At 74.3% G+C, this 13,170-nt stretch carries 11 protein-coding genes; 7 read left to right on the top strand and 4 right to left on the bottom strand.

All coding sequences use genetic code 11. From position 1 onward, the window contains the following. Nucleotides 1-110: 110 nt before the first annotated feature. Genes ACFWBT_RS36480 through ACFWBT_RS36470 form a run of 3 tightly spaced genes read right to left on the bottom strand, consistent with a single transcriptional unit; the run spans nucleotide 111 to nucleotide 2,824 of the window. A complete protein-coding gene (locus tag ACFWBT_RS36480; protein WP_385707314.1) occupies nucleotides 111-350 on the bottom strand; it encodes a hypothetical protein in 240 nt (79 codons plus the stop codon). A gap of 57 nt (nucleotides 351-407) precedes the next feature. Next, nucleotides 408-2,555: a 4-alpha-glucanotransferase gene (gene malQ / locus ACFWBT_RS36475; protein WP_385707312.1), complete on the bottom strand. Its 2,148-nt coding sequence runs from the start codon at nucleotides 2,553-2,555 to the stop codon at nucleotides 408-410. Beyond that, nucleotides 2,555-2,824 (bottom strand): hypothetical protein, encoded by a 270-nt coding sequence (locus ACFWBT_RS36470; RefSeq protein ID WP_385707310.1) that lies wholly within the window; start codon nucleotides 2,822-2,824, stop codon nucleotides 2,555-2,557. The genes malQ and ACFWBT_RS36470 overlap by 1 nt, the downstream gene beginning before the upstream one ends. Before the next feature lie 357 nt (nucleotides 2,825-3,181). On the opposite strand from ACFWBT_RS36470, the gene ACFWBT_RS36465 reads away from it, so the two are divergent. The 6 genes from ACFWBT_RS36465 to ACFWBT_RS36440 all read left to right on the top strand — a co-directional run bounded on the left by ACFWBT_RS36465 (nucleotide 3,182) and on the right by ACFWBT_RS36440 (nucleotide 11,187). Continuing rightward, a complete protein-coding gene (locus ACFWBT_RS36465; RefSeq protein ID WP_385707318.1) occupies nucleotides 3,182-6,409 on the top strand; it encodes a beta-N-acetylglucosaminidase domain-containing protein in 3,228 nt (1,075 codons plus the stop codon). Between the two features lie 33 nt (nucleotides 6,410-6,442). Next, entirely contained in the window at nucleotides 6,443-7,063 is a 621-nt protein-coding gene (locus ACFWBT_RS36460; RefSeq protein WP_385707308.1) for an RNA polymerase sigma factor, read from the top strand. Continuing rightward, nucleotides 7,060-8,100 carry a zf-HC2 domain-containing protein gene (locus tag ACFWBT_RS36455; RefSeq protein WP_385707306.1) on the top strand — a complete coding sequence of 347 codons (1,041 nt, stop codon included), beginning with the start codon at nucleotides 7,060-7,062 and terminating at the stop codon, nucleotides 8,098-8,100. Before ACFWBT_RS36460 ends, ACFWBT_RS36455 begins: the two co-directional genes overlap by 4 nt. Nucleotides 8,101-8,213: 113 nt before the next feature. Continuing rightward, the gene (locus ACFWBT_RS36450) at nucleotides 8,214-8,963 is read left to right on the top strand and encodes an ABC transporter ATP-binding protein (RefSeq protein ID WP_385707316.1); all 750 of its coding nucleotides are present in this window, start codon (nucleotides 8,214-8,216) and stop codon (nucleotides 8,961-8,963) included. After that, on the top strand, nucleotides 8,960-10,543 hold the full coding sequence (locus tag ACFWBT_RS36445) for a hypothetical protein (RefSeq protein WP_385707304.1): 1,584 nt from the start codon (nucleotides 8,960-8,962) through the stop codon (nucleotides 10,541-10,543). The genes ACFWBT_RS36450 and ACFWBT_RS36445 overlap by 4 nt, the downstream gene beginning before the upstream one ends. A 20-nt stretch (nucleotides 10,544-10,563) precedes the next feature. Beyond that, a complete protein-coding gene (locus ACFWBT_RS36440) occupies nucleotides 10,564-11,187 on the top strand; it encodes a hypothetical protein (RefSeq protein WP_385707302.1) in 624 nt (207 codons plus the stop codon). Between the two features lie 51 nt (nucleotides 11,188-11,238). Here ACFWBT_RS36440 and ACFWBT_RS36435 read toward each other — a convergent pair whose 3' ends face one another. Next, entirely contained in the window at nucleotides 11,239-11,775 is a 537-nt protein-coding gene (locus ACFWBT_RS36435) for an HNH endonuclease (RefSeq protein ID WP_266758820.1), read from the bottom strand. Nucleotides 11,776-12,046: 271 nt separating this feature from the next. On the opposite strand from ACFWBT_RS36435, the gene ACFWBT_RS36430 reads away from it, so the two are divergent. Beyond that, nucleotides 12,047-13,144 (top strand): mechanosensitive ion channel family protein, encoded by a 1,098-nt coding sequence (locus ACFWBT_RS36430; protein WP_385707300.1) that lies wholly within the window; start codon nucleotides 12,047-12,049, stop codon nucleotides 13,142-13,144. Nucleotides 13,145-13,170: the final 26 nt, after the last annotated feature.

Here is a 13,170-nt window from a genome sequence, read left to right as displayed (position 1 = left end):
CACGGTGTTCCGGGCACCGGGGGGTGTTGAAACGGGTCGTGGGTGACCTCCCCCGGGTGGGGGCGCGCACACCCTCGACGAAGAGACGGGGTTGGGGCGAAGAGCGGGGCTCAGCCCTTGTTCGGCTGCTTGTGGGACTTGTCCAGGACCATGACGAGACCGGCGATGACGAGGAACAGCGCGATCGGCAGCACCACGTAGAGGCCGAGCGTCTCGATCACGCTCAGGCCGGAGCCGGGGTCGTCACCGTCGTCGCGGGTCAGCGCGAGCGCGGGGGACGACATGAGCAGCATCATCAGCGTCGTACCGGCGGCCAGGGCACCGGCGCGCAGAGCGTTCTTCTTGTCCACGGTGCAAACGTAGCGAACACCTGACTGGGCCGCGCGCCCGGGGGTGCCGTACGGAGGTCACGGGGCACGGCGCGGAGGGCTCCCGGGCGCCCCGGCCGGGCCTCTCTCCGCCCGCACCACGTCGATCAGGGCGTGCAGCCGGGGTGACGCGGCGAGCTCCTCCAGGGTCACCGGGCGGCCCTCGGCGTCGGCGATCGGCAGGCGCCAGTTGGGGTACTCGTCCGACGTACCGGGGAGGTTCTGCGGACGGCGGTCGCCGACGGCGTCCGGGAGCCAGACGCCGATCATGTGGGCCGGGGTGCACAGCAGGAAGCGGTGCACGGCCTGGATCTCGGCCTCCTCGGCCGTCGCGGGGGCCCCACCGCTCGCGCCCCGCAGCAGCCCGAGCCGGGCGAGGAGCGCCAGCCACTCCCGGGTGTCCGCGGCGGCGGCCGCCCGCTCCTCGTCGAGGGAGCGGGTCAACAGGCCGAGCCGGTCGCGGAGTTCGACGTGTTCGCCGGTGAGCCGGGCCGCGGTGGGCGGCAGGTCGTGGGTGGTGGCGGTGGCCAGGCAGTCGGCGCGCCAGTGGTCGAGCGGCAGGGGCATGCCGTCGCCGTCCCAGTCGCGTTCGAACCACAGCACCGAGGTGCCCAGCACTCCGCGCTCCTGGAGCGTGTCGCGCACCCCGGGTTCGACCGTGCCGAGGTCCTCGCCGATCACCAGCGCTCCGGCCCGCGAGGCCTCCAGCACCAGGATCGCGAGCATCGCCTCGGCGTCGTAGCGGACGTACGAGCCTTCCGTGGGCGGCTGCCCCTGGGGGATCCACCAGAGCCGGAACAGGCCCATGACGTGGTCGATGCGCAGGGCGCCTGCGTGCCGGAGGAGCGCGCGCAGCAGGCGGCGGTAGGGGGCGTATCCGGAGGCGGCGAGCCGGTCGGGGCGCCAGGGTGGCAGGCCCCAGTCCTGGCCGCGCGCGTTGAAGGCGTCCGGGGGCGCGCCGACGGACATGCCGGCCGCGAAGTACTCCTGCTGGGCCCAGGCGTCGGCCCCGTCGGGGTGGACACCGACGGCGAGGTCGTGGACGAGCCCGATGGTCATGCCCGCGTCGCGCGCGGAGCGCTGGGCGGCGGCGAGCTGGGCGTCGGTGAGCCAGGCGAGCCGGCTGTGGAAGTCGACGCGGTCCATCAGTTCGCCCCGCGCGCGGGCGGTTTCGGACGAGCGGGGGTCGCGCAGGCCGGCGGGCCAGCTCCGCCAGTCGGAGCCGTGCACCTCGGCGAACGCGCACCAGGTGGCGTGGTCCTCCAGCGCCTGGCCCTCCTCGGCGAGGAAGTCGGCGTACGCGGCCCGCCGTCCGGGTCCGAGCGGCACCGCGCGGACCGATTCGAGCGCCTCACGCTTGAGGTCCCACACGGCGTCGCGGTCGATCAACGCGTCCTTGCCCAGGACGGAGTCGCGCAGCAGTCCGGCGCGCTCCAGCACCGCGCGCAGACCGTCGCGGTCCTCGGCGTACGGGTACTCGGGGATGTCCTCGACGCGCAGGTGCACCGGGTCGGGGAAGCGGCGGGAGGAGGGCCGGTACGGGGAGGGGTCGGTGGGGTCGCCGGGCACCGCCGCGTGCAAGGGGTTGACCTGGACGAATCCGGCGCCGAGCGCCCGGCCCGCCCAGGCGGTCAGCTCGGCGAGGTCACCGAGGTCGCCCATGCCCCAGGAGCGGCGGGAGAGCAGGGAGTAGAGCTGGACGAGCAGGCCGTACGTGCGTCCGGGCGGCGCGGGCAGCCGGGCGGGAGCCGCGACGAGGTGGGCGTCGGCGGTGCGGCCGTCGGGTGCGGTGGCGTGCAGCGCGTGGACGCCGGGCGGGAGTTGTCCGGCGGAGGCGCGGGTCTCGCCCTGTTCGGTCGTGACGCGCAGCCGGGTGCCGTCCGGCAGTGCGGCCAGCGCGGCGGGGGCGTGGCCGTCCCAGCTCACCAGCGTCGGCGGCAGCAGCCGCTCGGCCGTCTCGGCCTCATGCTGCGCGAGGGCGGCGCGTACGGCGTCCGGAGTGCTCGCGTCGACACCGAGCGACGCGAGGATCGCGACGAGCGCGGCGTCCGAGGCCGCGACCGTGCGGTCCGGGGAGGGGCTGTAGGCGGGGGCGACGCCGTGCAGTTCGGCGAGCCGGGACAGGGAGGTCCGCGGCGCCGGCTCCGATGGCGTCCGCGGCGGGTCGGCGGGCCCACTGGCTGCCATCAGACCCCCGACGCGGCGCCGGTCGAGGTGGGCTCGCTCGTCAGGTGCGCGGCGTCGGCCAGCGGCGGCTCGCTGGTCAGCGGTTCCGCGTCGGGCAGCGGAGGTTCGCTGGTCAGCGGCACCTCGGTGCAGGCGCCTTCCGCGCTGAGCAGGCACAGGTGGGCGCCCTCGGGTTCGACGGACGCCCGTCCCGCGCGGGGGCCGGGGACGGACGGCTCCGTTCCGCGTTTGGACAGGGCCGAGAGGAGAAGGTGTGCCGATGCGGCCACGGGGGCCTCCTTGTCGAGGTCGGTTACGGCAGCCGAGGGCATTCCGGCAGATCGTGCCGGAAACGGATGCCCTGGCGGTCACCGCAGCCCTACCCCGTGGGCGCGACGGCAGACGCACACGGACGAACAACGTGCTTCTGGTCACATTCTGTCGCCGTCCCACACCTCCGGGCCGCCCCTCCAGGCTGGGGCAATCGCGACACTTCGGCCACTCTCGTTGACACCTTCACCGCCCGGATGGTGGGCTCGACGCCACCCCGACGCTGCGGTCGGGGCGGCGAGACACCAGGGGGGAACGTGCGGCTCCGGCGTGGCAAAGGGGCGACCGCGCTCGCGCTCGCCGTCGTCGCGAGCGCCATCGGCACGGCTCCCGCCGCCGTCGCGGCGCCGCCCGGTCCGACGGCCACCGCGGAGGACCGCGAGCCCATCGGCAGCGGGGTGCCCGCCGTCTGGCCCCGCCCGCAGTCCCTGCGCGCGAACGGCACTCCGGTCGCCGTGACGGACGAGGTCGTCCTGATCACCGGCACGACGGGCCCGGCCGCGTCCGGCTCTCCGGCCGGGCCGTACTCCCCCGGCGTTCCCCTGGCTCCGTACTCCCCCGGCGCTCCCCTGGCCCCGTACGCCCCCGGTGTGGCCATCGACCCGCACGCCTCGGACACCCCGCTCGACCCGTACGCCCTCGAAGCGCTGCGCGGCCTGCTGCGGCAGGCCGGAGCCCGCAGGATCACGACGGCGCGCGACGGCGACGCCCTCCCGGCGCACGCTCTGGTGGTGCGAGCGGGCACGGAACCGGCGAACACCGGGGGGCGGGGCGCGCGAGGCGCGAGCTCCTTCTCCGGCGCGCCGGCCGCGTCGGGCTCCCTGGAGCGGGCGCTCACGGCGCTGGGCGCCGCGCCGCGCGCCGATCTGCCCTCCGGCGGATACCGGCTGGCCGTCGGCCGGGCCGACGGGCGCGACACCGTCGCTCTCGCGGGAGTCGGCGAGGACGGTCTCCACCACGCGGTGCAGACGCTGCGTCAGCTCCTCGGAGCCGACCGCCGGATCGCCGGGGCCGTCGTCCGGGACTGGCCCGGCACCGCCGTGCGCGGCACGACCGAGGGGTTCTACGGCAGTCCCTGGACCCCCGAACAGCGCCTCGCGCAGCTGGACTTCATGGGGCGGACCAAGCAGAACCGCTATGTCTACGCACCCGGTGACGACCTGTACCGGCAGGCGCGCTGGCGTGAGCCCTACCCGGCCGGGCAGCGCGCCCATTTCCGCGACCTGGCGGAGCGCGCGCGCCGCAATCACGTCACGCTGACCTGGGCGGTGGCTCCCGGGCAGGCGATGTGTTTCTCCTCGGACGCCGACGTGAAGGCACTCACGCGCAAGCTCGACGCCATGTGGGCACTCGGATTCCGCGCCTTCCAGCTGCAGTTCCAGGACGTCAGTTACACGGAGTGGCACTGCGGGGCGGACGCGGAGGCGTTCGGTTCCGGCTCCGCATCGGCGGCGAAGGCGCAGGCGCGGGTGGCGAACGCCGTGGCCCGGCAACTGGCCGCACGCCACCCGGACGTGGCCGCCCTGTCCCTGATGCCGACGGAGTACTACGAGGACGGTTCGACCGCCTACCGCCGGCAGCTGGCGAGCGCCCTGGACAAGGGCGTCGAGGTCGCGTGGACGGGCGTCGGTGTCGTGCCCAAGACGATCACGGGCGGCGAACTGGCGCGCACCCGCGATGTGTTCGGCAGCCACCCGTTGGTCACCATGGACAACTACCCCGTCAACGACTACGCGCAGGACCGGGTGTTCCTCGGCCCCTACCAGGGGCGCGAACCGGCGGTGGCCACAGGCTCGGCTGCGCTGCTGGCCAACGCGATGCCCCAGGCGGAGGCCTCCCGCATCCCGCTGTTCACGGCGGCCGACTACGCGTGGAACCCGCGGGACTACCGGCCCCAGGAGTCCTGGGGTGCCGCGATCGAGGACCTCGCGGACGGCGACGACCGGAGCGCGGACGCGCTCCGCGCGCTGGCCGGGAACGACGCCTCCTCCGTTCTGGGCGGCGAGGAGTCGGCGTATCTGCGCCCGCTCATCGAGGCGTTCTGGCAGGCGCGGACGACCACGGACCGGGCCGCGAACGAGAGCGCGGCCGAGCGGCTGCGCGCGGCGTTCACGGTCATGCGCGAGACGCCCCAGCGGCTGGCGGGGCGTCCGATCGCCACCGAAGTGCGGCCCTGGACCGAGCAGTTGGCGCGCTACGGCACGGCCGGCGAGACGGCCGTCGCCCTGCTGAGTGCCCAGTCGAGCGGTGACGCGACGGCCGCCTGGACGGCGTACCGCACGCTGGACCGGCAGCGCGCCGAACTCGCGGCGAGCGGGGTGACGGTCGGCAAGGGTGTGCTCGACCCGTTCCTGACCAAGGCCCGCGCGGCGTACGAGCAGTGGGCCGGCCTCGACAACGAGCCCGCCACGGGCCGCGACGCCGGGAAGGACGGGGGAGCGACGGCGGACGACGGCGCGAGGACCGGGGACGACGCGGCGGCGGACGGCGGCGGTCCCCCGGACGACGGCGGGACTCCGCGGGACGGCCTGCCGCAGGACGACGCCACACGGGAGGACGGCGCCGGTCGGGACGGCCGCGTCGTCCGTCTCCCGCGTCCCCGCACGCTCACCGCGGTGAGCGTCCTCACCGATCCGGGCACGGCGGGTTTCGTCGAGGCGCATGTCCCGGGCGAGGGCTGGCGGTACCTCGGCGCGCTCGATGCCGGGGGTGCCACGGAGATCGGCGCGGCCGGTGTGCGCGCGGACGCGCTCCGGGTCGGCGGTCCCACGCGTTCCCAGGTCCGCCATCTCGTCCCGTGGTTCGCCGACTCCCCCGCCGTGGCGCTGGAGCTGGCCCGCTCCGTGACGGACGTGGAGATCGGCGGTACGCAGCGGGTGACGGCCCGGCTGACGTCGCTGCGTCCCTCCGACGTCAGGGGTGAACTGACCGCGCGGGCCCCCAAGGGCATCGAGGTCAAGGTCTCGCAGCCCTCGCCGACCCTCCCGCGCGGCGCCGTCGTCGACGGCCTGGTCGAGGTCACGGTCCCGCCGGGGACGCCGTCGGGCTCGTACGACGTCACGGTCGCCTTCGGCTCGCAGACCCGGGCGCTGGCCGTCCGCGCCTTCCCGCGCACGGCGGGCCCCGACCTGGCCCGCACCGGCACGGCCTCCTCGTCCGGCGACGAGACCCCCGACTTCCCGGCGTCGGCGGCCAACGACGGTGACCCGGGGACCCGTTGGTCCTCCCCCGTCGAGGACGGCGCCTGGTGGCAGGTGCGGCTCGCGGAGCCGGCGCGCCTCGGCCGGCTCGTGCTGAGCTGGCAGGACGCGTACCCGTCCACGTACCGCGTCCAGGTCTCCGCCGACGGCCGCGTCTGGCGCACGGCGACGACCGTGACCGACGGCCGGGGCGGCCGCGCATCCCTCCGCTTCGACGAACGGGACGTCCGCTACGTACGCGTCCAGGGGGTCGAGCGGGCGACGCGGTACGGGTACTCGCTGTGGTCGGTGGAGGCGTACGCGGTCGCGGAGAAGGCCGCCGGGCAGGAATCCTCCGCCGAGTGAACCGATGACCCCGAGGTGATCGATAGACGGGGTGTGAGACTGTTCCGCCCCACGAGGGGCCACCGGGAGGACGACACGGACGCGGCGCTGCTGCGGGCCGTCTCGGACGGGGACTCGGCGGCGATGGCCGCGCTGTACGACCGGCACGCCGGCTGGCTGCACATGCGGCTGACCCGGCGCTGCGCCGATCCCGAGGTCGTGCGCGAGGTACTGCAGGACACGTTCGTGACCGTGTGGCGGTCGGCCGGCACTCACCGGGGCGCGGAGGCCGGCGGCTGGCTGTGGACGATCGCCGCGCGGCGTCTGGTGGACACGCGACGGGTGCAGGAGCGGGCGGCGCGCGTTGAGTACGCGGCGCCGGTGCCCGCGCCGTCGGCCGAGGACCGGGTGCTGGCCGAACTCGAGTACGGCGACGTGGGCACGGCACTGGACCGCATCTCCCCCGAGCTGCGCGAGGTGCTGCGGGCCACGGTCGTCGACGGGCTGACCACGCGCGAGACCGCCCGCCTCCTCGGCATCCCGGAAGGCACGGTCAAGACACGCGCCATGCGGGCCCGCGCCGAACTCCGCGCCGCCCTCGCCCAGCTGAACCCGTCGCAGAGCCCCTACCTGAGTCCGTCCCTGGCTCCGTCCCCGCTGGGAGGCCCGGCATGACCGGTTGGCACGCCCCCGACGACCTCGTCGCCCACTACGCGGACGGCTCCCTTCCGGAGACGGACGGCTGGTCCCTCGAGAAACACCTTGAACAGTGCGGTGCCTGCGCCGCGCGGGTCTCGCACGCGGTCCGGGCGGGGGCGGCGGGCGTCGTGCTGGCCGAGGTCCGGGACGCGGTCCTGAACGCGGTGCGCGAACCGGCCCCGGCCACCGCGACCGCCCCCCAGGCCTCGACCGCCCGGGTCCCGGCCTCCGTACCTCAGGCCTCCGCACCGACTGCCGCACCCGTACCGGGCCCCGCGCCGATGCCGGTCCCGCCATCGGCCACGAAGCCCGCGCCGGTTCGGGCCTTCGAGCCCGCGCCGACGGTACCGACGGCCGCGCGAGCCGTCGGGGGGCGGCTCGCTCGGCTCGTCTGGGCCGCCGGGCCCGCCGTGCGCGGAGCCTGGGCGGGTGCCGTGGTGCTGGTCGCCGTGGGGGCGGTCGCGCTCGCCTACGGGGGCGGATGGACGAGTGCACGGCCCTGGCTGCTGGCCGCCGCCCCCGTCGTCCCCGTGGCCGGAGTCGCCCTCTCCTACGGACGGCACGCCGATCCGCTGCATGAGATCGCCGCGTCGGCCCCCTCCGGCGGGCTGCGCCTCCTGCTGACACGAACGGCCGCCGTGCTGGCGGTCAGCCTGCCGTTGCTGACGGTGGCGGGGCTGCTCCTCCCGCCCTCCGACCCGCACCTGCCGACCGGACCCGCCACGGCCGGCTGGCTGCTGCCGGGACTGGCCCTGACCCTGGCCTCGCTCGTGCTCTGCGGGTACGTGGGCTGCCGTACCGCCACGGCGGTGGTCGGCGGAGGCTGGGTGCTCGCCGTCACGGCTCCCCTCTTCGCGTCCGCGGGCACCCGTCTGACGGCCCGCCTCACCGATCAGCTCTCCCTCTACTTCACCGGTGCCTCGTCCCAAGGAAGCTGGGCCGCGGCCATCGTGCTGTGCGCCCTCCTCCTCGCCGCGCGCCGCACCGCGTACGACCGTCTGGAGAAGATGTGAACAGCCCTGGTACGACCGGTATACCGGCCCTCGGCGGCGGCGAACCCGCCGGGACGGACCCGGCCGAGCACGGCGGGGACGGTCCGCGGACCGCCGCCGTACGGGTCTTCGGACTGACCGTCCGGCATCGCAGGACCACCGCCCTGGACGCCGTCGACCTGGACTTCGGCCCCGGAGTCCACGGCCTGCTCGGCCCCAACGGCGCCGGCAAGACATCCCTCATCCGCGTCCTCGCGACGGTCGCGGCGCCCACGGCGGGCCGGGTGGAGATGCTCGGCAGCGACCTTCGGAGGCACCGGGAGCGCAGCGCGGTACGCCGGGAACTCGGCTATCTGCCCCAGGACTTCGGGTACTACCCGGGCTTCACCGTGCGGGAGTTCGTCGCCTACGTGGCGTGGCTGAAGGAACTGCAGCCCGCGACCGCCTCCGGCGCGGTCGAACGGGCCGTGGCCCGGGTCGGCCTCGCCGACCGCATCGACGCGAAGGTCAAGACCCTGTCCGGCGGCATGATCCGGCGCGTCGGCGTCGCCCAGGCGATCGTCAACGACCCCCGCCTGCTGCTGCTCGACGAGCCCACCGCGGGCCTCGACCCGGAACAGCGCGTCGAGTTCCGCGCGCTGCTGCGGGAGCTGGGCCGGACCTCCACCGTGATCGTCTCCACCCACCTGGTCGAGGACGTGGCCGCGGCCTGCACGGGCGTGACCCTGATCGAGGCAGGACAGGTCGCCTACCGCGGCACGCCCCGCTCGCTCGCGGCGCTCGGCGCGGACGGTCACGAGTCCGACGGCAACGCCATCGAACGCGGTTACACGGCGGCCCTGCGTGGCCACCGCACGGCGATCGCGACGGGGGCCGGCCGATGAACATACGCGTCCAGCCCGACCCGGAAAGCCCGGTCGGCCCGGCCGGCCCACTCCCGCAGGCCGACGGAGATCTCGGTACGAGCCGGGGGACCGGGCCGAGCGACGGCCGCCCGACGGTCCATCGGCCCCACGAAGGCCGCTCGACAGAACCGAGGACCGAGGAAGTAGGCCTGACGGACGCCCGTTCCGATCCGTCCGGCGCACGTGGTCAGGGGGCCTCCCGCCCCGGCGCCGTCTCCGCTCCGGAACCCCGCTCCGCCCCCCACCCCCTCCGCGTCGAGTCGCTGCGCGGCTTCGTCCCCTGGGCGGGAGCCGGACTGCTGCTCGCTCTCGCGTGGGCCGTCGGCACCAAGTCGTCCGAGTGGCAGGGCAGTTGGGGTGAGACGACCGACACGCTGAGTACCGCGGCCGCCATGATCGGCGTTCCGTTCGCGCTCGCCACGGGCTCCTGGCAGGGCGGCCGGGAGCGCAGGCTGCGGTTGACGGAGCTGCGCTCCTCGGCCGCCCGTACACCGCTCGTCCAGCTCCTGGTGGCCGCCCTCCCGCTCGCCGGGTGGCTGGCCGCGGCCTACCTCCTGGTCGCCGCGGGGGCCTTGACCGCCTGCGCCCCGTACGCGTCGGCGGGCGGTCCGGCGCCGACCGTGTACGCCGGGAACGCCCTCTCGCTCGCCGCCTGCGTGGTCCTCGGTCACGCGGCCGGGCGGGCGGTCTCCTTCCGCTTGACCGCACCTCTGCTCGCGGTCGGCGGATACGTCGTCGCCGGCGTCCTCGGCACCCAGCGGTCCGACCTCCGCTACCTCGCGTTCTGCGCGGTCCACCTCTTCGGTGACAAGAACCTCGCCGTCTGGTGGTATCCGCTCGTGTCCGCCCTGTGGGCGGCCGGGCCGGCCACCGCCGCGGTCCTGGCCCTCGCCGCGCACCGCCGTGCCACCGCGCTGCTGCCGCTCGCGGCCGCACTCGGCGCCGCCGTCCTCCTCGTCCAGACGGGCGACGGCCTGCTGCGCGACAACCCGCTCGCCCGTCGCCAGGTGTGCGACACCTCGACCACCCCGAACGTCTGCGTCAACGCCACCTATCCGGGGATGCTGCCGAAGGTGACCCGGGCGCTCTCCGGTCTCACCGGCCGACTGAAGGACGTACAGAATCTGCCGGTCCGCTACGAGGACCTGTGGCGTTCACCGCACCGGGACGAGGCGCAGCTGCCGATCCTCACTCCGCTCGGCTGGAGCGCCGTCCGCGGCGAGGTGGCCGATCCGGAGCGGTACGCGTGGGAGGCGGCCCACATGCTGGTCCGCCCGGACTGCGACGGGTCACCGACCGCGCGGCGGGTCCAGGTCACCGACGAGGCGGTGCTGCGCTGGCTGGCCCCGGATTCCCTGTCCGAGGATCTGCGTCGGCGATTCATCGCGGCGGCCCGGCAGCAGGGCGACACGAAGGAGCTCGCGAGGTACCGGGCGCAGGACAGGGCGTACGCGCACCTCACCGCCATGACCGACGACGAACGCCGCTCCTGGCTCGGCCGCTACTTCGCGACGGCCGGGGAGTGCAACCCGAAGCCGAGTGGGGTCCCGGCCCTGTGAACGCCCCGCAGCCACTCCGGGTGATCAAGCCCGCGCACGGACTCCGCCCTCTCGCCCTCTACTCCCGCTCGCGGGGTGTCCCGACGACCCTTGCGGCCCTGGCCTGCGCCGCGCTGCTCACCGTGTGGGTGGCGGGCCGTCCGGACGCCTACCTCGACCCGTACCGCAGAGTGCCGCTGGTCGCGCTCGCACCGCTGCTGGCCTCGGCGGTGATCGGCGTGAGCCTTCACACGTACACATCCGACCTGGACGCCACCGCCGTGCGCCCCTGGTGGCCGAGACGGCTGGCCCACCTGCTGGTCCTCAGCTGCCTGGGGGCGGCGCTGCTGGCCCTCGCCGTGCCGGGACACTCCCAGGTGTTCGGCGCGGCGGCGATGGTCCGCAACACACTGGGGGCCGTCGGCGTCACGGCGACCGCCGCGGTGCTGCTCGGCGCCCGGCTCAGCTGGATGCCGACGACGCTGTACTTCGGCGCCGTGTACCTCTCGGCCTCCTCGCCGCGTGTGAATAACGCGACAGTCCTGGCCTGGTTCATGCAGCCGGGCCCGCAGCGCGCCGCCTGGGCCACCGGACTCGCACTCTTCGTGATCGGGACGGCACTCTGCGCGGCCCGCGGTGCCCGCCCCGAAGGACCCCGCGCCTGACGCGGGGTCTCGCAGGCCGGGCCTCGCGAGCCGACACAAAAGCCCGGATCGTCAGGCGGAAATGCCGTCGATCCGGGCCATCGCGTCGTCCGCGCCGTACGGCTGCAGGTAGGGCAACCAGCGTGGGTCCCGGTGCCCGGTTCCGATGATGCGCCATGCGAGCCCCGACGGCGGGGCCGGTTTGTGGCGCAGGCGCCAGCCGATCTCGACCAGGTGGCGGTCGGCCTTGGTGTGGTTGCAGCGGCGGCAGGACGCCACCACGTTGTCCCAGGCGTGCTGACCTCCGCGGGAGCGCGGGATGACGTGGTCGACGCTGGTTGCGACGCCACCGCAGTACATGCACCGGCCGCCGTCGCGGGCGAACAGAGCTCGCCTGGTCAGCGGGACGGGCCCTCGGTAGGGAACCCGTACGAACCTCTTCAGCCGGACCACGCTGGGTGCGGGGACAGTAACGGTCGCGCTGTGCATGAAGGCGCCGGATTCCTCGAGAGAGACGGCTTTGTTCTCAAGGACGAGGACGAGCGCGCGGCGGAGCGGTACGACGCCGAGGGGCTCGTACGACGCGTTGAGGACCAGGACATGCGGCACGGATGCCTCCTTGTACGCCGGCGGCGCGTGGCTCGCGCCGGGACGATCTGCAGTCAGTCTCCCCTCATGCCTGGTGGAAGCGCCACCATGTCCCGGTAACGGGCTGGGAGTGTTTTCGACCACACCCCCTTCATCCCCAGGTGAGCACCGCCTCTCCCCCGAGCATGGCAACAATCCACACACGATGCCCCGTTAGTGTGGTGGTTCTGCCCGAACGGCGCCCCACTTGTCCCTGGCCGTGGGCAGACCGCTACGCCTGGAGGTACCTGCTGTGTCCCTGCCCGTCCTATTGGCCCTGGCCACCGGTTCGACCCCGTCGCCGTCTCCCTCGACGTCGACCGTTCCGGTCACCCCCACGCTTCAGGACGCCCAGGAAAGTGCGACCAACGCAGCCAGCTGGGTCGAGGAGAACTGGTCGACCTGGCTCGCGATAGGTCTGCGCGTGCTGCTGATCCTGGTGATAGCCGCCGCACTGAGAGTGTTCGTGCGGCGGGCGATCACCAAGCTCATCGACCGGATGAGCCGCACCGCGGAGGCCGTCGACGGCACGGCGCTCGGCGGTCTGCTGGTGAATGTGGAGCGCCGCCGGCAGCGCTCGCAGGCCATCGGGTCGGTCCTGCGGTCCGTCGCGTCCTTCCTGATCATGGGCACGGCCGCGCTGATGGTCCTCGGCACGTTCGAGATCAACCTGGCCCCGCTGCTCGCCTCGGCCGGTGTGGCCGGTGTGGCGATCGGTTTCGGTGCCCGCAACCTGGTCACCGACTTCCTCTCCGGCGTCTTCATGATCCTGGAGGACCAGTACGGCGTCGGCGACACGATCGACGCGGGCGTCGCCTCCGGCGAGGTCATCGAGGTGGGCCTGCGCGTGACCAAGCTGCGCGGCGACAACGGCGAGATCTGGTACGTCCGCAACGGCGAGGTCAAGCGCATCGGCAACCTCTCCCAGGGCTGGGCCACGGCGGGTGTGGACGTCACCGTCCGCGCCTCGGAGGACCTGGACCGCGTCCGGTCCGTCATCGACGAGGTGGCCGAGACCCTCAGCAAGGAAGAGCCCTGGAACGAGCGCCTGTGGGGCCCGATCGAGATCCTGGGCCTGGACAGCGTCCTCCTCGACTCCATGGTGGTCCGCGTCTCGGCGAAGACCATGCCCGGCAAGGCCCTCTCCGTGGAACGCGAGATCCGCTGGCGCATCAAGCGCGCCTTCGACGCGGCGGACATCCGCATCGTCGGCGGCCCCGCGGCCGAGCCGGGGGAGGAGCCGGCCCCCGACCCGACGGAGAACGTGGCCGCGCCGTCGGCCCAGGCGAACCCGGCCTCCCCGCAGGCCATGGCGGCCTCGCCGATCACAGCGACACCCGTTCCGAAGTAGGCGCGCGGACGCGACCGTACAAGCAG

It is taken from the genome of Streptomyces sp. NPDC060027, assembly GCF_042737005.1.
In the GTDB taxonomy this organism is placed as follows: Bacteria; Actinomycetota; Actinomycetes; order Streptomycetales; family Streptomycetaceae; genus Streptomyces.
Note: the sequence above shows the minus strand (reverse complement) of the source record. Positions and strands in the feature narration are given on the sequence as shown.